At 38.8% G+C, this 26,218-nt stretch carries 24 protein-coding genes and 1 pseudogene; 14 read left to right on the top strand and 11 right to left on the bottom strand.

Features of this window, described 5'->3' with window-relative positions; genetic code table 11:
- Window positions 1-154: 154 nt before the first annotated feature.
- Window positions 155-1,021 (top strand): MBL fold metallo-hydrolase, encoded by an 867-nt coding sequence (locus ABIS04_RS09690; RefSeq protein ID WP_350433351.1) that lies wholly within the window; start codon window positions 155-157, stop codon window positions 1,019-1,021.
- Between the two features lie 118 nt (window positions 1,022-1,139).
- Here ABIS04_RS09690 and ABIS04_RS09685 read toward each other — a convergent pair whose 3' ends face one another.
- From ABIS04_RS09685 to ABIS04_RS09665, 5 genes are all read right to left on the bottom strand, one after another.
- Window positions 1,140-1,544, bottom strand: a complete 405-nt coding sequence (locus tag ABIS04_RS09685) for a rhodanese-like domain-containing protein (RefSeq protein WP_350433350.1) — start codon at window positions 1,542-1,544, stop codon at window positions 1,140-1,142.
- Window positions 1,545-1,558: 14 nt separating this feature from the next.
- Complete coding sequence (locus ABIS04_RS09680) at window positions 1,559-2,311, bottom strand: sulfite exporter TauE/SafE family protein (RefSeq protein ID WP_175405909.1); 753 nt, start codon at window positions 2,309-2,311, stop codon at window positions 1,559-1,561.
- Window positions 2,312-2,328: 17 nt separating this feature from the next.
- Entirely contained in the window at window positions 2,329-3,198 is an 870-nt protein-coding gene (locus tag ABIS04_RS09675; RefSeq protein ID WP_350433349.1) for an MBL fold metallo-hydrolase, read from the bottom strand.
- A gap of 66 nt (window positions 3,199-3,264) precedes the next feature.
- Window positions 3,265-3,906: a peroxiredoxin gene (locus ABIS04_RS09670; protein WP_137227090.1), complete on the bottom strand. Its 642-nt coding sequence runs from the start codon at window positions 3,904-3,906 to the stop codon at window positions 3,265-3,267.
- 632 nt (window positions 3,907-4,538) lie between these two features.
- Window positions 4,539-5,135, bottom strand: coding sequence for a response regulator (locus ABIS04_RS09665; protein ID WP_350433348.1), 597 nt, complete (start codon window positions 5,133-5,135; stop codon window positions 4,539-4,541).
- Window positions 5,136-5,309: 174 nt separating this feature from the next.
- Between ABIS04_RS09665 and ABIS04_RS09660 the strand changes: the two genes are divergently transcribed.
- The 5 genes from ABIS04_RS09660 to ABIS04_RS09640 all read left to right on the top strand — a co-directional run bounded on the left by ABIS04_RS09660 (window position 5,310) and on the right by ABIS04_RS09640 (window position 12,463).
- A complete protein-coding gene (locus ABIS04_RS09660; RefSeq protein ID WP_350433347.1) occupies window positions 5,310-7,163 on the top strand; it encodes a PhnD/SsuA/transferrin family substrate-binding protein in 1,854 nt (617 codons plus the stop codon).
- A 270-nt stretch (window positions 7,164-7,433) separates the two neighbouring features.
- On the top strand, window positions 7,434-9,716 hold the full coding sequence (gene phsA, locus ABIS04_RS09655; RefSeq protein ID WP_350433346.1) for a thiosulfate reductase PhsA: 2,283 nt from the start codon (window positions 7,434-7,436) through the stop codon (window positions 9,714-9,716).
- A 28-nt stretch (window positions 9,717-9,744) separates the two neighbouring features.
- A complete protein-coding gene (locus tag ABIS04_RS09650; RefSeq protein ID WP_350433345.1) occupies window positions 9,745-10,317 on the top strand; it encodes a 4Fe-4S dicluster domain-containing protein in 573 nt (190 codons plus the stop codon).
- Window positions 10,314-11,255 (top strand): NrfD/PsrC family molybdoenzyme membrane anchor subunit, encoded by a 942-nt coding sequence (nrfD, locus tag ABIS04_RS09645; RefSeq protein ID WP_350433344.1) that lies wholly within the window; start codon window positions 10,314-10,316, stop codon window positions 11,253-11,255. The genes ABIS04_RS09650 and nrfD overlap by 4 nt, the downstream gene beginning before the upstream one ends.
- 287 nt (window positions 11,256-11,542) lie before the next feature.
- On the top strand, window positions 11,543-12,463 hold the full coding sequence (locus ABIS04_RS09640) for a LysR family transcriptional regulator (protein WP_350433343.1): 921 nt from the start codon (window positions 11,543-11,545) through the stop codon (window positions 12,461-12,463).
- A gap of 90 nt (window positions 12,464-12,553) precedes the next feature.
- Here ABIS04_RS09640 and ABIS04_RS09635 read toward each other — a convergent pair whose 3' ends face one another.
- Both ABIS04_RS09635 and ABIS04_RS09630 read right to left on the bottom strand, forming a co-directional pair.
- A complete protein-coding gene (locus ABIS04_RS09635; protein WP_350433342.1) occupies window positions 12,554-13,489 on the bottom strand; it encodes a YjjW family glycine radical enzyme activase in 936 nt (311 codons plus the stop codon).
- Window positions 13,482-15,056: a YjjI family glycine radical enzyme gene (locus ABIS04_RS09630; protein WP_350433341.1), complete on the bottom strand. Its 1,575-nt coding sequence runs from the start codon at window positions 15,054-15,056 to the stop codon at window positions 13,482-13,484. Before ABIS04_RS09630 ends, ABIS04_RS09635 begins: the two co-directional genes overlap by 8 nt.
- Before the next feature lie 347 nt (window positions 15,057-15,403).
- Between ABIS04_RS09630 and ABIS04_RS09625 the strand changes: the two genes are divergently transcribed.
- The 5 genes from ABIS04_RS09625 to ABIS04_RS09605 all read left to right on the top strand — a co-directional run bounded on the left by ABIS04_RS09625 (window position 15,404) and on the right by ABIS04_RS09605 (window position 18,925).
- Window positions 15,404-15,730 carry a hypothetical protein gene (locus ABIS04_RS09625; protein WP_350433340.1) on the top strand — a complete coding sequence of 109 codons (327 nt, stop codon included), beginning with the start codon at window positions 15,404-15,406 and terminating at the stop codon, window positions 15,728-15,730.
- Window positions 15,731-15,788: 58 nt separating this feature from the next.
- Window positions 15,789-16,382, top strand: a complete 594-nt coding sequence (locus ABIS04_RS09620) for a hypothetical protein (RefSeq protein WP_350433339.1) — start codon at window positions 15,789-15,791, stop codon at window positions 16,380-16,382.
- A 58-nt stretch (window positions 16,383-16,440) separates the two neighbouring features.
- Window positions 16,441-17,118 carry a metallophosphoesterase gene (locus ABIS04_RS09615; RefSeq protein ID WP_350433338.1) on the top strand — a complete coding sequence of 226 codons (678 nt, stop codon included), beginning with the start codon at window positions 16,441-16,443 and terminating at the stop codon, window positions 17,116-17,118.
- Between the two features lie 89 nt (window positions 17,119-17,207).
- On the top strand, window positions 17,208-17,795 hold the full coding sequence (locus tag ABIS04_RS09610) for an ECF-type sigma factor (RefSeq protein ID WP_350433337.1): 588 nt from the start codon (window positions 17,208-17,210) through the stop codon (window positions 17,793-17,795).
- Window positions 17,792-18,925: a serine/threonine-protein kinase gene (locus ABIS04_RS09605; protein ID WP_350433336.1), complete on the top strand. Its 1,134-nt coding sequence runs from the start codon at window positions 17,792-17,794 to the stop codon at window positions 18,923-18,925. The genes ABIS04_RS09610 and ABIS04_RS09605 overlap by 4 nt, the downstream gene beginning before the upstream one ends.
- A 65-nt stretch (window positions 18,926-18,990) precedes the next feature.
- On the opposite strand, the gene ABIS04_RS09600 is transcribed toward ABIS04_RS09605, so the two are convergent.
- Both ABIS04_RS09600 and ABIS04_RS09595 read right to left on the bottom strand, forming a co-directional pair.
- On the bottom strand, window positions 18,991-19,314 hold the full coding sequence (locus tag ABIS04_RS09600) for a cytochrome c3 family protein (RefSeq protein ID WP_350433335.1): 324 nt from the start codon (window positions 19,312-19,314) through the stop codon (window positions 18,991-18,993).
- Complete coding sequence (locus ABIS04_RS09595) at window positions 19,314-20,549, bottom strand: alpha-hydroxy-acid oxidizing protein (protein WP_350433334.1); 1,236 nt, start codon at window positions 20,547-20,549, stop codon at window positions 19,314-19,316. Before ABIS04_RS09595 ends, ABIS04_RS09600 begins: the two co-directional genes overlap by 1 nt.
- Window positions 20,550-20,814: 265 nt before the next feature.
- Between ABIS04_RS09595 and ABIS04_RS09590 the strand changes: the two genes are divergently transcribed.
- The 3 genes from ABIS04_RS09590 to ABIS04_RS09580 all read left to right on the top strand — a co-directional run bounded on the left by ABIS04_RS09590 (window position 20,815) and on the right by ABIS04_RS09580 (window position 25,067).
- Entirely contained in the window at window positions 20,815-22,779 is a 1,965-nt protein-coding gene (locus ABIS04_RS09590) for an ATP-binding protein (RefSeq protein ID WP_350433333.1), read from the top strand.
- Window positions 22,776-24,113: a response regulator gene (locus tag ABIS04_RS09585; protein ID WP_350433332.1), complete on the top strand. Its 1,338-nt coding sequence runs from the start codon at window positions 22,776-22,778 to the stop codon at window positions 24,111-24,113. The genes ABIS04_RS09590 and ABIS04_RS09585 overlap by 4 nt, the downstream gene beginning before the upstream one ends.
- A 300-nt stretch (window positions 24,114-24,413) precedes the next feature.
- On the top strand, window positions 24,414-25,067 hold the full coding sequence (locus ABIS04_RS09580; RefSeq protein ID WP_350433331.1) for a glutathione S-transferase: 654 nt from the start codon (window positions 24,414-24,416) through the stop codon (window positions 25,065-25,067).
- Between the two features lie 46 nt (window positions 25,068-25,113).
- Here the strand turns inward: ABIS04_RS09580 and ABIS04_RS09575 are convergent.
- Window positions 25,114-25,315: pseudogene (locus tag ABIS04_RS09575) on the bottom strand (ArsB/NhaD family transporter); the annotation flags it as partial.
- Between the two features lie 9 nt (window positions 25,316-25,324).
- Window positions 25,325-26,083, bottom strand: a complete 759-nt coding sequence (locus ABIS04_RS09570; protein WP_350433330.1) for an ATP-binding protein — start codon at window positions 26,081-26,083, stop codon at window positions 25,325-25,327.
- Window positions 26,084-26,218 lie beyond the last annotated feature (135 nt).

The following is a 26,218-nucleotide window of genomic DNA, read 5'->3' as shown; positions in this document are numbered from 1 at the left end:
TGCGCAGTTTATGATAATGGTTTAATTTAATATTAAGCTGTCGTAATTAAGCCTTCACCGTCGTTGTCGAAATGATGTTGCAAATGTAGGTTAATTTTTATCTGAAGTGTTATCTAACAAATGCATTATGTATTTTGTTGGGAGTTAATTTGTCATGAGTAAAATCCGGATTGATCCTTTTTATCATCCAGCTAGCCATACAGTTACCTATGTGGTGACCGATCTTGCGACTTGTCAAAGTGCGATTATTGATCCAGTTTTAGATTTTGATATAGCATCTGGCACAATAAGCACTGGTTTTGCCGATAGCATCATAGATCATATTGACAATAATGGATTTGAAATTGAATGGATTTTAGAAACTCATGCTCATTGTGATCATGTGTCAGCTGCGTGTTATATCAAGAAACAACGTGGGGGGATGACAGGAATTGGCGAACACATTTCCCAAATTCAGCATACCTTTAAACGATTACTTAATTTAGATGACAGTTTTAAGTGCAATGGTGAACAGTTTGATCAACTGTTTACCGATGAAGAACTCATTAAACTGGGTCATTTAGATATTCATATCATGTATACACCTGGGCATACACCTGCCTGTGTAAGTTATCTTATTGAAGATGCCGTGTTTGTCGGCGATACCTTATCAACCCCAGAGTTGGGTACTGTAAATGTAGACTTTCCAGATAGCAGCACAACCACTTTATACCATTCCATTCAGCGAATATTGGCATTGCCAAATTGTACTCGGGTGTTCGTCGGACATAATAAGCTTGCAGAAAAACGCGCCGATGAGGTGTTAGAAACATCCGTTATAGCGCAAAAACGTTATAACAGTGTGGTTGGTGGTAAAGCAACCCTTGCTGAGTTTGTTAAGTTACATCAGCAACGCCATGTTGATTCAGATATCCAGCCTTTATTATTGCCCGTAATACAATTTAATATTCGTGCAGGCAATATGCCTCCAGCAGAAGCTACCGGTAACTATTACCTTAAAATACCGCTTAATCAGTTGTAATACTCGAGAATAACCAAGATAACCAACTAATATCACCAACTAATACAATTAACTAATGTTAGCAACTAATGTTAGCAACTAACACGAACCAGAATATCCCGATTCGTGTTGTACTCATTTAGGCTTTATAACTCACCAACGGAAAACCATCCTGTTGCCATTGCATCATACCACCGGCAACAGAAAGAGGTTTGCTAAAGCCCATATTCTGCAATGATGCAGCAGCAAGTGCGGAGCGGCCACCAGAACGACAAATAAGGTATATATCCTTGTTTGCTAACTCTTCTAATGCCATTGATGCTTCACAGTGATGACTCACCAAAGGATGTTCTTGTATTTTCATTTCTAATACGCCGCGAGGGAAATTCACCGCACCTTCAACATGGCCGGTGATAAACTCTTCATGTTCACGAACATCAATAATCACGGTTTCTGGGTTAAGCATCGCAGTGAGTAACTCTTGAGTTGTCACTTCGAGGATATTCGTTTTGATATCACTAATGTATTGTCTAGCTGTTTTCATGGTGACCTCAAGAATTAAATAACAGATTTAATAAAAATAAATATCGCCATTAACACCAAAAAGACCGCAAATACTTTTTGCAAAATGGCTTTAGGAACATACTGGCTTACCCATTGACCAGCCATGCTGCCTACAAGTCCGCCAGCAATCATGATGCCAATAACCGACCAATCAAATTGAAGCCCTTTGTCTGAAAGCAAACTGTAATATTTAACAAAACCAATCAGTGAGTTCATCGAAATAATCAATAAGCTAGTGCCAATGGCCAGCCACATTTCAATACCACCAAGCAATACCAGTGCTGGTACAATGAGAAAACCACCGCCGACACCCACAAAGCCAGTGACGACACCCACAGCCAATCCTTGTGTCAGGATTTTAACGATATTCAGCTTGGTGCCTGCTTTACATCTGCCAGATTGATTACGCCACATCATTACCGCGCCAACGAGCATCAAAACCACAAACACCGTGAGCTGTATGTCACTATTGAAAAAGGTACTTGCCCATGCACCTATATAAGTGCCTGCCATACCAGGTAACCCAAACAAAAAAACATGAGGCCAAGAGACCTTTTTTTGTTTAATAAACCCAATACTACTGACTACACTGATTGCACCAACGATGCATAATGATGAGGCAATCGCTAATTCTGGCTGCATACCAATGAGATATAGCAACACTGGAACCGTAAGAATTGAGCCACCAGAACCCAACATGCTCAGCACTAAACCTATTAATAATGCACCTATGATTGCTTGTATCATCTTGATTACTCTTAGGCTTAAAGTAGATTAATGGGGATTTTTAAATACACAGTGCCATTGTCTTCTGCCGCTGGCATTTGTCCTGCTCGAATGTTTACCTGTATTGCCGGAATTATTAGCCTTGGCATAGGTAAGGTGGCATCTCGTTTTTCACGAAGTGCAACAAAGTCTGCTTTTGATACCTTATTATTAACATGAATATTATGTTGCTTTTGCAGGCTTACTTGGGTTTTAAATTGGTGGTCTCGACCTTCAGTAGGGTAGTCATGACATACGTAAATATCGGTTGTATCAGGCAAGCTGAATATGGTTTGAATTGAATCGAATAAGGTGTTGGCATCACCACCTGGGAAATCACATCTAGCGGTACCCACATCGGGCATAAACATAGTATCGCCAACAAAAGCGGCTTGTTCATTCACAATATAAGCTAAATCGGCTGGAGTATGACCCGGTGTGTGCATAATGCGGATCGAGGTATTACCTAGTTGTAAGAGATCATTATTATTAAATAGACGATCAAATTGGCTGCCATTAGGAAGAAAATCAGCCTCTAAGTTAAAAATTGTTTTAAAGGTATCTTGTACTTTAGTGATGTGTTGACCAATACCAATTTTACAGCCAATTTTATCACGCAGAAAACTTGCGGCAGATAAATGATCAGCATGGGCGTGAGTTTCTAATATCCATTGAACCGTCAAGTTTTGACGTTCAATCCAATGTAAAACACGCTGTGCACTGCGGGTATCAGTACGGCCAGATTTATAATCGAAGTCTAAAACAGGATCAATAATCACTGCATATGAAGTCGCATTATCGGCAACAACATAGGTAAATGTTTCACTGTCTTCATCTAAAAACTCATGGACACTAAAAGTCGAATTCATCACGAATCTCCTATCAATCCTATATAACGAAGACACAGGGATTGGTATCCCTGTGCAGGTAAAAAATTAAAGTGATTTTTTACTGAAATACCAATCTGTGTATTCATATCCTTCGTCTAAACGGGCTTTTGCATCAGCAGTTGTTGCTGGTGGCGGTACAATGACTTGATCGCCAGGCTGCCAGTTTTCTGGAGTTGCAACACCATTTGCATCACTGGTTTGCAATGCTTTAACTAAACGAACGAATTCATCAACAGAGCGACCATTGCTCATTGGGTAATACACCATTGCACGTAATATACCTTCAGGATCGATAATGAAGGTTGCACGAACAGCGGCGGTATCACTGGCGCCGGGTTGGATCATTCCATAAGCTTTAGCAACGGCCATTGATAGGTCAGAAATAATAGGGAAAGTAATTTCAACACCGAAGTTTTCTTCAATGTTTCGTACCCAAGCAATGTGTGAATGAATACTGTCGATAGATAGACCTAATAATTCGGTATTAAGTTGAGCGAACTCTTCAGCACGTTGCGCAAACCCCATAAATTCTGTAGTACAAACGGGTGTAAAATCAGCAGGGTGTGAGAACAATACTAACCACTTACCTTTATAGTCAGTAAGTGAACGCATACCATGTGTAGTCTTGGTATTAAATGCAGGTGCAGGGCGGTTTAATTGTGGAAAAGAAACGATTGAATCAGTCATGTAATTATTCCAATAAGGTTAAGTTAAATTAGTTTCAATCTGTAAAATAGATTGCAAACATACTTAGTAATAGCAATAGCTAGGCCAACATCGGTAAGGTAATAATAAAAAAGGCAATTAAAATATAAGGTGTTGTTTTAATGAGTTTTAATATTTATAAAATAATAAATTATTAAGTAAGGTATATTTTAAACGAATGATCAATATCACTTTTTCAATGACATAATTGGCTTGCTGACAATAATGACAGTTAATATTGTCACCATAATTGAGTAAAACTCAATATTTGGCTATTTATGATGAGTTTTTAAATCGTTTGACCTCAATGACAAATAACAACTGAAAAGACTTATCAATTTAAGAGTCAAAACAAGAATCTATTAGGATTCTATTAGAATAGTATTTAACGATGATCTGATTAATATAAAAAATGTGAAATGCACTTAAGCACAGCTATATCGACGAGAAAAGTTGATATCTAATGGATTATCAATGTATTAAATCTATAGGCGTTGAATTAGATTAAGCTGAGTTTGTCAAATGAGGGAACGTTTAATTCATTGAATAGAGTCAAACAAAAAGGCATGAATGGTTAAGTAAATTGGCGTGGTATAGCGTGACTTAATCACATACTAATCAACTAGGATGGGACTAAATTTGGCTAATTCAGCAGCATTGTGAACATCGAGTTTTTTAATGATTTTTGAACGATGAACTTCTATGGTTCGCAATGAAACAAACAAGATTTCTGCCATCTGCTTATTGGTTTTCCCATCTATTAATAAATGAAGTACCTGATTTTCCCTATCTGTTAGTGTGCTGTAGCGTTTTCTTAATTGCATTGTTTCAAATGTGAGATTGCTGGTGGTCAATGCTTTTTCAATGGCACAGACAAGCTCGGTACCTTTTACTGGTTTTTGAAAGAAGTCACATGCACCTTGTCGAAAAGCATGAACCGCCATAGGCAGATCGCCATGACCAGTGAGAAATATAATGGCTAATGGACTTTGAGCATCTACCAGTTTTTGTTGTAATTCTTGGCCCGTTATTTCAGGCATTTTACTATCAACAATAAGGCAGCCAGCTTGGGTTATATCGATATTGGCTAGAAAGGCATTAGCTGAATCATAGATATGTAAATTAAACCCATATTGCAACAGCATAAATTGCATTGAATCGAGGATCGCCAAGTCATCATCAACCATGTAAATATTATTAGAATTTTGCATTTGATTACTAGCTTTATCCCGTTAATTTAAGCGTTATAAATACAGTGTAATCAATATGATGGATTGAGCAAATACTTGAGTCATTTATGTGCGGAAGACCACTTTAATGTTGCACTAGCTACATTAGACTGTACTTATTGGGGTAATTGTAATTTATTTAGTGGATGATTATTAATGCGTTTGAAAATGTGGTTAATGTTAATGCCAGCTTTTTTATGGACTGTCGCAGCTCAAAGCATTGTGCTACCAGACAACATTGCGCCTCTTGTTCAACAGCAAACACCACGAGATGTCGTCCCTCTGGTTCACTACCGCGTGGCGGTATTAGCCAATTATGGTGTGGCAAAAAGTATTTCTCGTTGGCAACCATTAATGAACTATTTAACCCAGCATGTTGCCAATGCGAGTTTTGAGGTTGTTCCACTCGATTTCAATCACATGAACCAGCAGTTATTGAATGGACAGGTACAGTTTGTTGTTACCAATCCTGGGCACTATTTCAATATGAGTGGCGATTTCCCAATTTCATGGTTGGCGACCATGAAGAGCGACAAACATCAAGGCAACACATTTGCTATCGGTGCAACTATTATTGTCCGCAGTGACAGCCCATTTTATACCATTGAAGATCTAGCAGAACATTCGGTCGTTGCTAGTGATCCAAATGCGTTAGGTGGTTACCAAGCCGCAATGGGGTTAATCAATTCTAAAGGCTATTTAACCGATCATTTCTTTTCAAATGTGACGTTTGTGGGTTTTCCTCTGGAACCATTAATTTATCACGTTCGTGATGGTACGGCAGATATTGCTATAACCCCTTTTTGTACCTTCGAGCAGATGGTGGCTCAAGGTTATATTAATGCTGACGATTTTAGAGTTATTAATGATGTTACGCCAGAAGGTTATGATTGTGCAGTCAGTACACCTTTGTACCCAAATTGGTCGTTTGCTTCTTCTGATGCAGTTCCATTAACAGTGAGAACAGATATTACCCGCGCATTGCTTTCTGTTAGTGCAAATCATCCCGCTTCTATTGTGGGCCAAAATGGTGGTTGGGCCGCACCTATTAGTCAATTTGAAGTGATCAAGTTGTTTAAACAACTTGATATTGAGTCAAACCAAATCCCAGTATATATGCAAGTTTGGCAATGGATTAAGTTAAATCAAAAGTGGGGCTTTGGATTATTAGGCTTATTTTTTGTTTCAACAATTTATCATCTATGGCTTGAGTATCGATTTAGACAAAAAAGTGAAAATTTATTAAATACGGAACGCCAATTAAAAAACAAGGCATTACAGTTAGCCCGATTACAAAGTGCCGCTATTTTAGGAGAAATTGGCGCCGGACTGGCCCATGAGCTTAATCAACCTATTGCGGCAATAACACAATACAGTGAAGGCGGTATGATTAAGCAGGCCAACAATACTGGGCTAGACTCCGTGCAATATCAGTTGCTTGAAAAAATACATCAACAATCTATTCGTGCAGGAGAAATAGTACATAGAATTAGAGGCTTATTGCAGAGAAAAAACACAGAAGACACAGATTTTTTTGTGAATGAACAACTAATGGTATGTCTAGAGTTACTAGAGCATGAATTTAAAACCCACAATATCAAACTCAGCACCCAACTAACTCGTCACGACATCAAATTAACCGGTGACAAAGTTGGCTTTTGCCAAGTGCTAATTAATGTCTTAAAAAATGCAGTTGATGCCATGTCTGAAAAAGATGATCCACTGCAAAGCACAAACCGAATACTAATTGAGTCGCACATTGAAGATAATATCCTTCAGATGAAGATTTATGATAATGGTATTGGTTTGAGTTGTTCTGCAGTTGAGTTCAAAACTACCTTTTTCTCCACTAAAGAAAATGGCTTGGGTTTAGGCCTCACCATTTGCAATGACGTCATAATGCAGTTTGGTGGAAATATCAGTTTATCTAAATGTGAAGATGAACCTGATTCACCTTGGCAAACGGGTTGCCGAGTATTAATTACTATACCGGTAAGCTCTAATAAATAATTTCCCAAGCATAAATACTGCCTGACCCCCCTTGGTATCACCCTTCATTCTTTGCTATTTAATTGTTACTAATTCGGCATTTGCGAGCTGGAACTGTGACACTAATCATATGTTTAGTTCCTATGTGGTTTACCACAATACCCATGTTTTTCCTATGGGTTAACACTGTATCTAGCGATGACATTTATTGTTTTATTTATTCGAACAATGTCATTAAACCAACGTTAACCGTAATAGCTTCAAGCATCATTGAAGGTCAAGGGGGCAATCATGATTCAGTTAAATCGGCGTCATTTTTTGAAGGGGGCAGGTGCAAGTAGTGCAACTTGTGCTCTGGCAAGTATTTTACCCGGTTCAATTGCTGCGATAGAGAGAGAGCCATTAAAAGGTGTTTCTTCTGAAGTCGCCAGTATTTGCGAAATGTGTTCCACTCGCTGCCCAATAAAAGCACGGATTGTGGATGGCAAGAATGTCTTTATTACTGGTAATAAAGAAGCAAAATCATTTGGCGGTAAGGTCTGTGCTCGAGGCGGCGCTGGCCATAGCTTACTTTATGATCCACAGCGAATTGTCAAACCACTAAAACGTGTGGGCGAACGCGGTGAAGGTAAATGGGCCGAAATATCTTGGGCCGATGCTTATAAAGAAATTGCTGCCAAAATGAATCAGATAAAACAACAATATGGTCCAGAAACCATTGCGTTTTCATCTAAATCAGGTTCGAACTCTGATCATGTATTCAATCTTGCTGCTGCATTCGGTACACCTAATACATTTAATCATGCGTCTACATGTCCTGGTGCCTATGTTATTGCTGCTAAGGCAATGTTTGGCACAAAAATGAAGCGTGACTTAGGTAACTCAAAATACATTATTAACTTTGGTCATAACATTTATGAAGGCATTAACATGTCTGAAACCAGAGGGATGATGCAAGCCCAGATGGACAGAGGTGCAAAGTTAGTTGTATTTGAACCTAGATTTTCAATCGTGGCAGATAAAGCTGATGAATGGCACGCAATACGTCCAGGTACTGATGTTTCAGTGGCATTAGCACTATGTCATGTCTTAATTGTTGATAATTTGTACGACCGTGATTTTATTGAAAAGTATGTTGTTGGTTTTGATGAATTTGCAGCTGAAGTAAAAGACTACACCCCAGAATGGGCCGAAACCATTTCAGATGTATCTGCCACTGCAATACGCAGGATCGCTCATGAATATGCAAGCCACGCACCTCATGCCGTTGTTGATTTTGGACATAGAGCAACCTTTACCACAGAAGAGTTCGATATGCGCCGCGCGATATATGCAGCCAATATTCTCATTGGCAATATTGAACGTAAAGGCGGCATATACATGGGGAAAAAGGCGCCAGGTTATAACAAGCTTGCGGGTGAAAATGTTGCTCCTGCATTGGCAAAACCTGGTGTGAAAGGCATACCAAAGCCTACCGCTATCCGTATTGACCAAGTAGAAAAACAATTTGCCATGATGTGGTCTTCTGGTGGTGTATATCAAACGATATTAGATGCAACGTTGAATGCTAAGCCATATCAGCTAAGAGGTTGGGTAATGAGCCGTACTAACCCAATGCAAACATTAACAGACAGGGCCAAAGTCGAACAATCACTTAAAGCATTAGATTTAGTGGTGTCATGTGATCTTTATATTAGTGAAACTGGCGCGTTTGCCGATTACATTTTACCTGAATGTACTTACTTGGAACGTGATGAAGATATCATGGACAAATCAGGTAAAAACCCTGCTTATTATGTTCGTCAACCTGTTGTAGAGATTATTGGTGATACTCGTCCAAGCTGGCAAATATTTAAAGAACTGGGTCAATCTTTAGGGCTCGGTGAGTTTTATCCTTGGGAAAACATTCAAACCTTGCAGTTAATGCAAGTTAATCGTGATCACAGCTTATTGGAAAAAATCAAAAAGCTAGGTTATATCAGTTACGGAAAACCGCTGATGTTACGTGAACCAGCAATGGTTGCTGAATTCGCTAATGAATATTCAAATGCAAGAGCAGTAGATGAAGATGGCACCTATGCATCGGCAATGCACTTCAAAACACCCAGTGGCAAAATTGAATTAACCTCGGCCAAAGTAGAAGACATGGCACCTGGTCGTGGCGTGATAAAACATCGAGATGTGCAACTAAAAAAAGCCGATGAATTGTATTTTATTCAAGGCAAAGTAGCTGTACATACTAATGGTGCTACACACAATATTCCATTTCTTGCCAACCTTATGTCTAACAATGCTGTGTGGATCCACCCGTTAACCGCTGGGCGGTTAAATATTCACAGCGGTGATGCAATTAAACTAACCAGCAGTGCAGGTAGTGAAGAAGGCACAGCCCTCGTCACTCCAGGAATACGTCAAGATACCGTGTTTGCTTATATGGGCTTTGGTTCAAAAAACAAAGAACTGGTAAGAGCAACGGGGAAAGGTATTCACTGCGGTAATTTATTGCCTAATGTCGTCTCACCTGTGTGTGGCATGTGTTTACACACCACTGGCGTTAAGTTGGAAAGGGTTTAGCCGGTAACTAATTGATTTGGAGTCTACTATGAAGAAACGATATGTCATGGTGCATGATGAAAACAAATGCATCGGCTGCCAAGCTTGTAATGTAGCTTGTCGTAGTGAAAATAATGTTCCAGAAGGTGTCACACGCTTACAAGTTAGAGTGGAAGGGCCTTATGGTGAAGCCCCTGATTTGCATTTTAAATATCATCGTGTGTCTTGCCAACAATGTGAAGATGCTCCATGTGTCAGTGTTTGCCCAACTGGAGCGGCTTATATTGACGAAAATGGTTTAGTGTCTATCCATAACGATAAATGCGTTGGTTGTATGTATTGTATTGCAGCCTGTCCATACAAAGTGCGCTTTATTAATCCTATTACCAAGGCGGCTGACAAGTGTAACTTCTGTAAAGATACTCGTTTAGCAAGAGGGGAACAGCCTGCTTGTGTAACGGTATGTCCAACAGATGCATTGTACTTTGGCGATGCTAATGACAAAGACAGCGAAGTGGCAAAATTACTCAATACTAGAGTTACTTATCAAGACAAAACTCACCTAGGTACCAAACCACGAGTTTACCGCATTCCGACTAAACGAGGAGGGATTGAATCATGAATAATACATGGGGCGACATGGCGCAATATGATCCACTAATTTGGAACTGGATCATCGCAATCTACTTATTTATGGCCGGTCTATCGGCAGGTAGCGTACTGATTGGTATTGGTATGCGTTGGTACAGCAAAGACAAAAGCATTGAAAGCCCAATTTTAAAAGCTTCAGCCATTATTGGTCCTGTAGCAATTTGTTTAGGCTTAGCGTGCTTAGTGTTTGACTTAACCAAACCTTTCCACTTTTGGCTGATCTTAATCAATTATAATTTTGATTCTGTAATGGCAATTGGTGTAGCAGCATTAATGGCTTATATGCCTTTAGGATTTATCTATTCAATAATCGTATTAAGGGATGATTTAGCTAAATGGAAACTGGGTTTTTTAACGCCAATAGGAAACATGTTTTTACCATTTCGTAAAGTTATTGAAGTATTAATGTTCGTATTAGCTATTGCTGTTGGCGCTTACACAGGCTTTTTAATCTCGGCAATGAACGCTTATCCTATGCTGAATACGGCAATACTACCGGCACTATTTTTAGCGTCTGGTTTATCCGCAGGTGCTGCGGGCAACTTAATTGTGGCATTAACCTGTTTTAATAGCAGTACTCATGATGGCGAGGTGATGAAGCTTCACGGTCTCGATTTACCGGTGATTATTACTGAAATAATGTTTTTGTTTATGTTGTTTACTTCATTGTATTTTACCGGAGGCGCTGCAGCTGAGTCGTTAGCATCGTTAAGCCAAGACGTATGGGCCAGTGTATTTTGGATAGGCGTAGTGGGAATAGGATTTTGTATTCCGATTCTGTCGATGTTTTTACCCTCAAACGCGCGCCATACAAAGGCAATGATGTTAACCGTGGCATGTTGCAGTTTAACCGGGGTGTTAGCACTTAGACATTTCATTGTCTATGCAGGCCAAACCTATATTAGTTAGCTATATTCGCGACATAAGTTAACGATATAAATTAACTTAGCAATATAGCCAGTATGGTGTAGTTAATGTCCTTTCAGAGGTGTCTGAGAGGACATTTTTATGTCAAAATTTAAAGTCGTAGCCAACACCCAAACGAGTCGCAGTTGTTGAATATTTAACTGATTTATTAAATGTATCAGTCAGCAATGTGAAGCGAGTCTTGATTATAGGAGTGGTGACTATACCGCCATAAGAATTACGTTTATATTTTTGATATTAGCTCTTTGCTTAATGAGGATAAGCCGTTAATGGATTTAGCAAAGCTTTCGCGTATCAGTATGAAACACTTAATCACTTTGCATGTGATGCTCGACACGTTAAGTGTCACCGCCAGTGCCGAGCGCTTGTGCTTAAGTCCTTCGTCGGTGAGTAAAACCTTAAGTCAGTTAAGGGACAGCCTCAATGATGAATTATTTTATCGTCATGGTAATTCGCTTGTTGCCACACCATTAGCCCGAAGGTTAGGCCCAAGTGTGCAGCAGATGATCAATGACATGAACCATATCATGAGCCAAGATGTGTTTAATCCTGCAGATTATCAAGGTCGATTCTCACTCGCCATGCGTGAAAGCACTTTTGAGCTATTAGCGGCAAAATTAAGCGCGCATATTCTTAACTTGGCGCCCAATATCCATTTAGACATCTACAGTAAAGACAACATTGGTTTTGATGGCTTAATAAAGGGATCGTTAGATTTTATCATTTTGCCCCATGACTTGAGTCAACCGAAAAATATCGATGAAAATTTAGTTTGGCAAACTTTGATTAATGATGAGATGGTTTGCCTAATGAATGAGTCACATCCATTGGCTTTACAGCAACAAATCAGCATTGACGACTATTTGCATTTTAGCCACATTGGCATCACAGATACCGATTTAAGCACGCCATTTTTTGATATCTTGTTGGCTCAGCAATCTAAAAAACGTGCGGTCCCCATCTCGGTAGCAGACTTTGGCAGTGCCGCATTAATGTGTCACCACAGTGAATTACTGTTTACCTGCTCACGTCGCTGGGCATCTATCGCTAAACAAGCTCAAGGGCTTATTATTAAACCTTTACCAATAGATTACGGCAAAGTGGCTTATAGCCTTGTTTGGCATAAACAGAGTATGAATGACCCTGCACACCGGTGGTTGTATGAACAAATATTACTTTGTAGTGATTAAGTTAACTGTGCTGGTGAAATGAAGCGGGCTTACTTTTATTAAATTAGCTCAATTAACGCTACTGATTAAAGTTAGTTATAACTGGCTTAATTAAAGATATAAGGCTGGCAAGGCAATATTGCTAACGCCTCGTTGTTTAAGTTGCGCCGTTAATGCTTCTATGTCAGCTTGAGTGCATTGCGGCCATGCCAAGGCTGCTTTGCCCACACCGTGATGGTGAAATGCATTCAACTTAATCCGAGTGTTCATTGGCAAGCTATTTATGTAAGCCGCGAGAGCATCTATTTCCACATCATAATCGGTAACCGTAGGGATATGCAGTAGTCTCACTTCATAGAGTTTATTATGCTGTGCAAGTAACTCAATTGAGTTAAACACCGCTTGATTATCGCGCCCGGTAATAGTGTGATGGGTTTCTGGTCGCCATGCTTTTAAATCCACCATAGCACCGTCTAAAAATGGCAGTAACTTATGCCACCCCGTCGAACCTAAACTGCCATTAGTGTCAATCATGCAATTAAGATGCGCTAACTGCGCAGATGATTTAATCGCCTTAAACAGCTCAATCACAAAGGGTAACTGCAAACTTGCTTCGCCACCACTTAGGGTAATGCCATTAATAAAATCTCGCTGGCGACTAATGACCTCAAGCATTTGCTCAACGGTATAATGTGATGTTTTGGGGGATGATTGTGTAGGGCATACCGCAAGACAAGTATCACATTCACAGCAACGCGCGCTGTCCCACACAATATGAGACTTATGCGTTAACTGCGTCAGTTGTTTATTCGATTGTTGTGAAGCGACTTCCCCTTTAAGTACAGCAGAATTGTTGATTAACGATAATGCTTGTTGAGGGCAATGTTCAATGCAATCTCCGCAAGCATCACACAAGCTTATCGTTTGCGGATTATGGCAGTTCTTGCATTGATAATTGCAGCCCTGCAAAAATATAACCAGTCTACTGCCGGGACCATCCACACATGAAAACGGCAATATTTGGCTGACAATCGCGGCTTTACTCATAAACTAAAGGAGACTGTTCGTGGGCAATAACTCGTGCTTGGCGTTGTAATATCCCAGTATTAAGTGCCGCCTCGGCTGCTAACCCCGTAGTATTAGTACGTGAACCACATTGTTTAAAGGTTTCAATATCAGAACGCTTCACCATATACCCGGTAACGCGAATTAACTCGTTATTGGCAACATTCGCGGTAAATTCTCTAAAACCTAAATTGAGGGCGCCTTTACAGAGTTGGAACATCGCTTGTGGATTCGATTTTACCGTTTCATCGATACTTAAAATGTCACTAATACCAGCGGTGTAATATTGATGATGTTTGGCTAATGCCTGGATGTGGCTAATCGGATCCGGTTCAGTACCATAGGGAATACGAACCCCTGGGGTGATGTCTATATCGACACTAATGCCACTTTGAGAATGTAATAAGGCTCGGCCTTGATAGCCATAGGTTACCGGAGTGGATTTTACTATTTTATCTAAAGCAGCAGAAATTTTGAGTCCAAGTTCATTGGCTTCATGGTTATGGCCATAGCCGGTATTTGATTGATTAACATCAGTGATCGTTTCTAACGTTATCGCAGGATCATTGTCCGCCAAGCTTTGTAATATATTAACCGCTTCAGCCATACCATAAATGCCAAACATAGGTGCAAAACGCGACTCATCGATAAGTTGCTCTTTCACTAAAAAACTATCAAAGAAGTGCGATTCTTGATGCAAAAATCCCGAGCGTGCTTCAATAAGTTCATAAGTTAGTTGGCAATAATAAGGCAATGTTTTTTCAAAAAACTGATTAATATCAGTAGCTTTTAACGCAACTTGTTTCAGATTAAGTCGCACCAAGGTATTGGCACCACCCGCTAAAGGCAATGAGTTATAACAACTGACAATGCCAAAGCCACGTTCATCGAAAGTGTCGGCATGTAATGGGTAGTTGGCAATATGAGGCTTATTGCACAAACAAATATTGGTGGTCGCCAGCAGTAATAAATCATCCGGCGTTATCTTTGGGTCGTAAAGAAAGGTTAAATTAGGCGCAATTTGCATTAACTCCGCATCCACTCGCAATAGAGTCCGGCAAATAATGTTATCCGTAGGACCAATATTCACGTGCATAAATGCATCGGGTAAGGTTCTGTCTAACATGATCCAAAAACGTTTTAGTTTACGATAGATAGCATCTTCATCAAGCTCAGATACAAAGGGCATTAATAACGCATCTAATTGGCCTAAAAAAACCGGAATATTAGTTACCGATGGGACGTGATGGTACAAAATCATTAGCGAATTCAGAGCATCATCAAAATCTTCCGCAGGCGCCAATTCCAAATGCTCAGAGCCTTGCTTGAGAAACTTTGCATAATCTGGCAACACATAACGTGGTTTAAATGGCGCGTGCCCCTCAAACATATCGCAAATAACCCCCTCCTGCATGGCCTCTTTAACCTGCTCGGACACAGAGACATAAGGCAGACTATTTTCAGCCTCTAAAGCCAAGTAATTTGACTTTTGCTTGGGAGAAAGGTGAGGGTGGGTGACTATTTTCACAATATTGTCTTGTAATGCCATGATGCAGTTCACTTATTTAAGACGAAAGCTGATACCAATTAATCTACTTAATCTTAATGTTTAACAACAGTGAAAAGAGTAGAAGCCAGGATTGATAGATTCGAAATCCGATGATGAAGATCACAAGTTACAGAACTCGCCAGATTATGAACAACTAAAGTGTAGATTATCTTTGCTCACAATAATGATGGCTTCGAACCATTTTTGAAGGTCGATTGTGTACGGTTAACGTTAATTTATTTTGCGTAAAAAAATTTTTTTTACGTCACTCATCATTTTTACCCATTTCTATAAGCTAATCCCTATCGAATATTGAATGAATATTTATAAATAAAAAAGGGAACAAAATGAAATCAACTATTAAAAACAATATCAAAACAGGCGTAATTTTTGGTTTAAGTGCATTGGTGTTAGTGGGTTGTGGTAGCTCGTCTGAAGAAGATCAACTGACTTGGATTAATAACTGGAACAACTCACTCGATATTGAGGCCAAAATGAAAATGCTAAATACCTGCTTCAAAGTAGCGGGTGTTAAACGTAATACCAAGCAAATGACAGATTCACAAAATGACACCATGAATGAATGTGAATTGGATTACGTTATGGAGTTGGCTGAAAAAGATGACATCAGTTTAGACCGAGACTTATTAGCCGCCAACACGCTGCAACTATAAAATTCGATACAGCATCTTAGAGCTAATTAGTAAAAAGTGAACAATGAAAGGAATACCAATGTCATTAAAAGATAAAGCTGTCGACTTAGCCAGCGAAGCCAAAAGAACTGCAGGGCAGTTAACTCATGATTTACAACAATCTCAAGCATTTGAGCAGGTTAAATCTTCGCTATCCAATACTAAAGAACGGGCATTAGCCGTCGATCCTGCGGGCATTAAATTAATGAACTTTTTTGCAGTATTTTGTCTAGCATTTATGTTGTTAAGTACATATTTCCCGCTAATGAATGTGATGGGAAGCAGTATGCCCTTAAGTGATATCACCCCGACCTGGTTATATTTAGTCACTATTGTTGCTTTGTTGAGTCACTTATTTGGTGTTAAGCAGTCAATTTCACGTGGTTTATTACTGTTACTTTTATTGTCGATTATTTATACCGTATATCAACAAGTTTCAGATATATTTCAAGCAGCACAAATATTTGGTGGTGCAAGAACAAAAGACATTATTCGAGTGGCCGCAGAGGGTTTGAAGTATGCCGATATTGGCTTTTACTTATTTTTAGTTAGCCTGGTACTGGTGGTCATTGCAACGATTAAACCCGGCTACAAAACCAATCATGCATTATGGGTTCAATTGGTTCAAAAATAGCTCGTCATTGTTCAAGTAGCCAGTTACTGACTGGCTACTTTTTTAAGGCTTAGCGACTATGCAATTTAAACCGCGTAAACAGCATATTTATAATTCGGCTAACCTAGTGGGAAAAGACTATATCGTTGGCGATATTCATGGCCAAATTAACCGGCTTTATGAACAATTACAGGTACAGGGTTTTAACTTTAACACTGACCGTTTGTTTTGCACTGGAGATTTGCTCAGTAAAGGTGAACACAGTGTTGAGTGTATAAATCTACTCACTAAGAAGTGGTTTTTTGCGGTAATGGGTAATCATGAACAGCTGTTTTTATTAGGTTTTCAGTGTTCAAGTTATTGGGATTGTTTACGACAAAAAGGTGGTGATTGGTTATCACAACATATGCACCGTTTCGATTTATTAATTCGTTGGAAAACCATGATTGATATTACGATGCCATTAAGCCGAACTATTTTGGTCAATGGCAAAACCATTGGCATTAGTCACGCATCTGCAACCCCAAGCTGGAAAACTTTGCAAAGCGGTATGTTGTCAGATGATGACATTTGGCAAGTATTGTGGAGCCGCCCGTTACACCATTCTAATCATTGCGGTGGTATTGAAGATGTAGATTATGTAGTGCATGGACATAGTCCTGTTGAAAGGGTAAAACGTCACCATAATCGTTATTGGATTGATACATTCACTATGAAGCATGAATTGACCATCATTAACCTAACCCAGTTACAATAGAGCTAACTTAATATACTGTAATTACTAGTAATTGAGGATGAATTAGATGATAATTGCTTGGTTAAAAAATGTTGAAGTTAGGGATGGTTGTGTCAATTAGAGAACTTAACAATGCCACTGAATTATTAGTGGGCTGGCAAAATAGAGATAAGCATCAAAGTGAAGAGTTTCTCACTTATGCTTACCAAGATATCCGTGCAATTGTTGAAAAATATCTTTCTAAACACCAACCTAATGAGACTATTTTACATGATGCTTCCATTACCGAATTAGCCAATGAATCCGTAGTTAAATTGCATCGCTGGCGTAATGATGAGCAGCCATTTGAAAGCCGACAGCACTTTTTTGATTATGTACGTGTGTCTGTTTGGCATTTGCTATTTGGTAAACCCCATCAATCATTAATCGATCATCAACAAGCAAAGCATGAGTTTTTGCATTCGCAATTAATCGACTCTGAAGTTATTTTACCTAATTGGACAGAAAACCTCGCATTGTCGTCAGCATTAGAGCTGTTACAACAATCCCATCCAAGACAAGCAGATGTGTTCGAACTTAAAAACTTTGCCATGGTTTCACATCAACAAATAGCCGATATGCTAGAATTATCTTCAAGAACGGTCGATAACGATATCAAGTTCGCCACAGTTTGGCTCAGAGCAAAATTAACTGAATGATTGATATTGTTTCCCTATATAGCGAATTAGCTTGTTTATCGAAAACTGAGCAGGAACAACGCTTATTGCCATTAAGGCAAGATTATCCTGAACAAGTATTAACACTTGAAAAAATGCTCATCGTTGATGATATCCCTTTATCAAGCAGCCAGTTAATTGCCCAGCAATATACAAATCATTGTCATTTCGAGTATGAAGAATTGATTGGCCAGCAAGTGATGGGATTTACCATCACTCAGTTGGTTTCTAATACTGGTGGAATGGGCTTGGTGTATCTAGGTGAACAACGCTTAGCAAATCATGATAATGGCAATATCAAAGTCCATAAAGCCGCTATTAAAATTCTACGTACCAATACGTTAAACTCCTATCAGCAAAAATCCGTTTTTTTTAATGAAGCCTCCATTTTAATGACCTTAGACCATCCTAATGTGTGCAGCATATATGGCGTTTCTGAGGTGTTAGGCCATGCTTGTATTGTCATGGATTACATCGATGGGCAAGGGTTAGACATTTGGTTAGCTAACAACAAGCTTAACCGCATACAGAAGCTTAATGTGTTTGAACAATTACTACGAGCCGTGAGTTATCTTCATCGACAACACTTTTTTCACGGTGACTTAAAACCGCAAAATATCATTATTAATGACCAAGGTCACCTAGTGTTGATTGATCTCGGCCTAGCTAGAAAATATAAGCAAAAAATTAACGATGACAGCAACAATGAACAATATTTGGTTCAAGCATTCACCCGTCATTGGAGCGCTCCTGAACAGATAGCCGGGCTAGCATGTACTGCACAATCGGATGTATATTCACTCGGGGTGATACTGCACTATTTACTTACGGGCAGTGTGGTAACAAGCGACAAACTACCCTCACTTAAAAGCACCGAGCTTAATGCAATAATCAACAAAGCCTTGCTGAACCAACCGGAACAGCGTTATCCCAATGCTGAATCATTTAGGCAAAGCATTAATACCTATCAGCAGGGAATGCCTGTTGAAGAGTATTCTCAACGCGGTACTTACCAATTACACAAGCTGTTAAAGCGCAAGCCTTTTACTTCACTCGCATGCATGTTGTTTGTGTACTCTGTTGCCACCAGTATGTGGATTGTTTTTCATTAAAAGTTGGGTAAATAAAATCTCTTATGGGCATCATCAGAACAATGCCCATGAGAGAAAATTAATGATTAATAATGGCACGATTTACAATCACGTTCAGCTATTTCTCCGTTGTGGCATTTCCAGCAGAATTGTCCACTATTATGGTCCTTTAGAGTAAAACTGTAACGTTTAGGTTCAAATATTGCCTCATGTTCTTTAGTGCTATGACAATCAGTACAAATGTAAGAACCTCCTCTTGCATGGGTTTGATAAGAAAAGACAACTCCGCCTTTACCTCCACCACCGTATTGCCGATCTTGTTCTGATGGTGTTGCCCAAGCGTTTGGCAACACCAGAACCGCGACAACCACAGCGGCTAATATATCCTGATATGCTGTGGTGAGTTTCATTAAACCTCCTGAATGAGTATCGATGGGTCTACATTGTTGACATCTGAAACGCCAGTTAACACCATGCTAGACACTAGTTCAGTATGATAACGTTTGAACAACATCTCGACCCCCTCAACTCCACCACCGAGACTTGCACGTATCATAGGGCGTCCAATCAACACTGCTTGAGCACCATAGGCAAGTGCTTTAAGGACATCGCCGCCGTCGCGCACGCCACCATCCATCAAAATTGGTATCTTATAACCACGGTCACGCACAGCTTTGACTATCGCTGGAAGTACATGCATTGTTGCTGGTGTAGAGCTTAGTACTCGTCCGCCATGATTAGAAACAATGATTGCTCCACAACCTGCTTCTGCACACATAAGAGCTTCATCAACTGTCATGATACCTTTAGCAATGAAAGGGATTTTGGCATAATTAACAATCTCTTTAAGCTTTTTAAGATCCTTTGGTTCAACTGTTTTACCTGGTAAAGCACGTGCGGCTCTACCAGCAGAGTCAACATCTATAGCAAAGAAAGGAGCACCTGCTTGTTGAACTATATCAATTCTTTCGAAAATTTCCTTTTGCGTACGCGGCTTTATTTGTGCAACTGCTCGTCCTTTAAACTCTTGAACTACATTCATTCTTCTTTTGTAAGTTTCTAATGGGTCCCCTATACCATCAGCGGCCCAACCAATGGTGCCAGAGTTAGCAGCCCCCTGAATAATACCGCGGGCATATTTTTCTTCAGTCATCAATTCACCATCAAAGGCGAGTTTATTGGCAGCTCCCATGTTATAAGTCAGGCCTCCTGTTATGCCCGTAAGAATTGGCATAGAGAGTTTAACGCCTAATAGATCAATCTCTGTTTTAGGTTGAGTAATATTATGTACGGTTCGCATATTGAGGCTTACTTCTTCAAAAGCTTCAATGTTACGCACAAAGCTAAGACGCTTGCCTCCCATACCTGGCACTGTTTCACCGCAAGGACCTTTACCATTACAACGACCTGCACCAGATATATCGCAAGCTGCACATGTATCCATAATTTTACGTGCATTCATGAGGACATCAGTCAGGTTTTGAGGTTTTTTAACATAACCGGCTACCGCTATAGGTTTATCTACTGCAGCCGTTGTAGCTTGAGCTGAAGATGTAGACATCGTTAGGGTGCCGGCTGCTGCAGCTAACACAGCACTTTTGGTTAGAAAGTCACGACGATTTTGATTGAGGTCATTATTATTCATTTTTTAATTCCTATGGTTGTTTCTTGCTCACACCATAAATTTATATCAGCCTTATTCGATATAGGAGTAATCAAGTGCCGAAGTGAGTAATAGATCCATTGTTCAGTAAAAAATTGATATGCACACACAAGTTTATGCATTTGGGAATATCAATAGTGACTTAACTATTATTCATTATGTGAGTTGATTTGCAGAACAGAACAAAATCAGTGCCAATCAAAATCATCAGCGCTTATTGTTAGGTGACATAGTTTGGAGTTTCGTGATGAATGTAATTATGATTAATTGGAGATCCCTCTGCTACCTATCAATTTTAGTATTCTTTTTACAACCAAACGTATATGCAGAGCAGCAACTTACTTTGAATGTACATAGCAATACACCACCGTTTGAATGGCAAAGTGAAACGGGTGAAGAAAATGGTTTTAATATTGAATTAGCACGCTATATCGCTCAGCAATTACATTATGATTTACACATCAATCGTAGATCATTAGAACAAACACTTGAAACGGTAACTAATGATACTCGGCAATTAGCAGTCATCGCTGTACCTTCTGGTGACATATTGGATATCAATAAGGCGTTACCGCTTTTGCCAACTTATATTAGTGCTTATAATCGACGTGGTGAAGAAAATGCCGACACGTGGGCTGCACTAAAAGGAAAGCGTGTTGCAATCAAAAGCGCTTCATCTGTTGCAATGTACCTCAACAACAAACCACAAGACTTTATTATAATTCCAGTTATTACCAACGAACGAGGTTTTGAGTTACTCATTAGTGGTGAGGTGGATTATGTTGTATCTGAGTTTTACTGTTCAAGACGAATGCTCAGCCTTTTCCCAATAGCAAAGACTGCGGGTAGACCACTGCTGTATAGCCAGTTTTATTTGATAATGTCTGATAAAGACCCTGATTTTGTTGCTGCGATCAACCAAGTCGTCAAGAATAGTTTTAACAATGGTTATTTTGATGATTTACTGAATCAATGGGTAGCATTCGGCAAGGAAAAAATTGAGCTTGGACAGGTTAAAAAAGACTTTTCTCAAGGCGCGTTAGTCACTTCCATAATTTCAAGTTTGGGCATGTTAATTACTCTTTATATAAGTTTCATATTAAGAAAAAAAACCAAATCTTTAAAACAAGAACTGCTAAATCGTCGTAATGCAGAGTTAGAAATTAAACGTATATCTGTACAGTTTCATTCGGTATTAGATGGTTTGCCTCACGGTGTTTGTTTGATAGCTAAAAATCAACAATTGATTTGGCAAAATGGTAAATACCCTTGGATTCTTGAACATGAAGTGTTAGCGCAGTCAAAACCTAAGATTAATTTGAATCAGTTAATATCCCGAACTTTCACTGATGAATATTCTCAAAATTTAGAATTTACTTTAAACAACAAACATTGGAAATTAGAACTACATTTAATTTCCAATGACATGCTTGCATTGTTTTTAGAAGACAATACCGAAACATTTGAATTGAAGCAAGCAAGTGATCTTTCTGCCCGTCTAGCTTCTTTAGGTGAGTTATCTGCAGGAATTGCACATGAAATAAACAATCCTGTTGGGTTAATTACCCAGTCTGTCACTTTGGTTAGGGACTTGCTGGACGAACTGAAACTAAATATTTCAAACAATATTACTTCAACTCAAAAAACTAACCAGCTATTAGCGGATATAGATTATGGCTTCGAATCAATTGATGACTCGGCGGGGCGTATTAGTCGAATTGTGCGAGATTTGAAACATTTCTCAAAGCCAATACTTGAAATTGCCCCTAAAGCGGTTAATTTGAATAATGTAGTGGAAACAGCATTACGATTAACTCATAACAATGTTAAACGGATTCACTTACAGCTGATGCTAAACAAGCAACTGCCCACAATTGAAGGTGATGAGCTGCAGTTACAATTAGTATTAGTTAATTTGATTCAAAATGCTTGTTTTGCAATGGATAAACCAGAGCCTTCATTGGTAATTGAAACGGGTATAGAAAACAGTAATATTTTTATAAAAGTAACTGATAACGGTTGTGGTATGGATACACAAACATTGGAACGTATTCGTGAACCGTTTTTTACAACTCGTAGAGATCTAGGTGGAACGGGGTTGGGTTTATCTACCAGCAATAAGATCCTTTCAATACATCAAGCACAATGGCTGATACATTCGCAACAAGGAACAGGAACTGAAATGAAAATATTATTCAGGAGTGTTTCATGAAATTAAGCAGAAACATTCTCATTATTGACGATGAAACAAGATGGTTACGAACCATTGAACTATTACTTTCTCGTCGTATACCTGAGGCAAATTCTTATACTTGTGAAAATAGTCGTCAAGCATTAGAGCTTATTTACCAATTGGATATAGCGTTGGTATTGCTTGATCTTAATATGCCAATACTTGATGGCCGTGAGTTGTTACGAGATATTCGAGAGCAAGCGCCTTATGTGCGAGTGATTATTGTAACAGGACTTAATGAAACTGAAGTTGCCGTTGAGTGCATGAAGCAGGGCGCATATGACTTTATTACCAAGACAAGTTCTACAGAACAATTACTACTATGTATTCGGCGAGCAATGGAAGTTCTCGGATTAGAACGAAATTATCATAGAATAAAAGACGGCTTTTTTAATCGGCATAGCCTTAGTGTTTTTAGTAATATATTAACAACAGATATTAAAATGCATGATTGTTTTTGTTATGCGGCTACTTTACATGACAGTCATGAACCAATTTTTATCGAGGGTGAAATAGGCACAGGTAAAAGGCTGTTCGTACAAGCTTTACAACAATTAATTTGCCCAGAAGAATTGATAATTGAGATCTCTCTTGCTGATTTAACACCCGTTATGTTAGAAGCAAAGCTATTGGGTGACGTAAATACTCAAGGGTTATTACAAACAGCTAGCCATGGAATGATATTACTAACACAATTAGAGTTAGCAACACCTGAAATACAAAGGATTTTAGCTCGATTATGTAAACTTAAAAGTTATTTACCGCTAGGCTCTCTAAGAGAAAACTCACTTAATTGCAGGTTAGTGTTCAGCAGCCATAGTTCATTAGAAATACTCGAACAACAAGCTTTCTCTCTAAGCTTAATTTATGCGTTACGACCTCAGTGTATAAGATTGCCACCACTACGTGAACGCAAAAATGACATAGGCTTATTGCTTCAACATTTCAATGAAATGGCTTGTCTAGAATTGGGTTTCGACTATCTTGCTTTGCCACATAATTTAGCTAAAAAACTAGAGGGTTATTCTTTTCCAGGTAATGTTTCCGAGTTAAGGTCTTTAGTATATACAGCTGCCAATATTAGTAGCGGTTCTGAATTATCACTAGCCCCATTTTTTCATGTTATTGAACATAAGCACCATCTTGAAGTGGAACGAATTATGTTCCCAAATACATTACCCACTATCAATGAGACCGTTCAGCAATTAATTCACGAATCATTAGTGCGAGCTAAAAATAATCAAAGTGCTGCTGCTAAGCTATTAGGCATCACTCAAAGTGCATTAAGTCGTCGTTTAAGTAAAATAGAATAATATTTTATGGGACTAAAACTTAATACAGGTGAAAACCTATTGGTATTTTTATTATGACCTGATGATTATTTATCGAAAATATCCCGTTACAGACTATTCAAGAAGCGGTTTTTTATTAATTTCTATTTACTCTGTGATTTTAACAAACATTTATTAACTATATTTTCATTTCGTATGTTCTAAACGAAAGTGTGCAGTTTAATCAAAGATGAAGTAATCTTGCATCTCCCATATGTTGTATAAATAATGCCTATATTAGCGTTATATTAATCGAGTTAATCAATCTACATGGATCCCACAATGCCATTACCAGTGCTGTATTCTTTAAGGAACTGCCCCTTTGCAATGCGGGCTAGGTTAGCTATATATGCCTCTAGCCAACAAGTCCAACTGCGCGATTTAGTATTGAGTAATAAACCTGTCGAGATGTTAAAGGTATCGCCAAAAGGGACCGTTCCAGTATTAGTTACCACAAATAATCAGGTGATTGATGAGAGCTTATCAATCATGCAATGGGCATTGTCACAATCAGATCCAGACGATTATCTCGATGCCACAACTGCAAATGCTTTGGCTGATATGTTGGCTGTTATTGAAATATTCGATAACGAGTTTAAGGGATATTTAGAGCAATATCGCTGTGCTAAACGTTACCATGAACCATCATTAATTGAAGATAGACAGAAATGTGAACGTTATATTGCAGATTTAGAATTTCGATTATGTCTACATCCATATTTAATGTCTGACAAACCTAGCTTAACTGATTTGGCGTTAATGCCTTACATTCGTCAATTTGCTAGGGTAGAGCGGCAATGGTATTTACAATCTCCCTATCCCAAATTACGACAATGGCTTAATCACTATTTACAATCTAGGATGTTTAGCAAGGTGATGACGAAAAATCCAATGTGGTTAGACACAAAAGAACACATTGTTTTCGGAAACAATTGATCAATTTAACTTGAGAGAAAACAATAAATCACTATGCCGACGCGGAATAATATCCCCAAGTGATCGGAATGTTTCCCTGCAAGTACATTTAGGCATAACAAAGTGGCTAAACTACCAATAGGTGTGATTTTTTGACCTAAATCGCTGCCAATAATATTAGCGTAAATCATCATGTCTTTAATGATACCCGTCGCATTACGTCCATCAATAAATATAGCCTTGATAAGCCCCGTTGGCATATTATTCAGAGACGGTAATCAATCAAGTGCATTTAAAATTAATTGAGCATAACGTTCCATTGGAATGTTCATTTTTGTCGATAGTAATTTGGCATTAGTTAATAATTGTTGTTCTCCTATTAAGGGGATGTCATTTTTGAACGCGAGTACAATCCGATTGCCACTGGCTACTTCAAAACTCAATAAGCGATGTTCAAATTCTTGTGCTAATAATTCATCTAATTCGGCGCGTAACATATCAGACGTATGCCAGATATTCAGCACTAGGACACCTTGTTCGCTTAGAGCATTTTTGCAATCCCGTAAATAGGATGTTTGTACTTGTTTTGGTTCCATGCCTTGAGCGCTGTACAGATCTGAAAAAATAATGTCGCTTTGGGTTTTGGTCTTGTTAATGTAGTTAGCAGCATCGTCGATATGAATATACAAGCGATCAGTATCGGGTAAATAAAAATATTGTTTTGCCGTAGCCGCCACCGCTTCACGGTATTCAACTGCGTGTACTTTCAAATCAGCAAAACTACTGAGTAGATTTTTTACCATGGAGCCGGCACCTAAGCCCATAACGGTGGCAGTTTCTACTTTGGATATAAACAGAAAGGCCGCCATCATCGCCTGGGTATAACCCAAATGTAATCCATTAATGTCATTGGTTTTCATGCAACTCTGATAGATTTTTCCATCAAAGCTTAAAATGCGACTGTTTCTTGTTTCGTAAACATAAATGGGGCCGAGATCATCTACTATTGATGAAATACAAGTTCCTTTGATATCCATGGTTTTTCAATATCTCTTAAAATGATGTCTATAACGGGTAGGGCATTATAACGGGAAATTAGTGAAGGGAAGTGACTCATAAACAAAAAGACGTTTTCAATGTTATATAAGAAATTATTGGCTATGTTGAAAATT

Source organism: Shewanella sp. H8 (assembly GCF_040285065.1).
Classification (GTDB): Bacteria; Pseudomonadota; Gammaproteobacteria; order Enterobacterales; family Shewanellaceae; genus Shewanella; species Shewanella polaris.
This window is presented reverse-complemented; position numbering and strand designations above follow the sequence as displayed.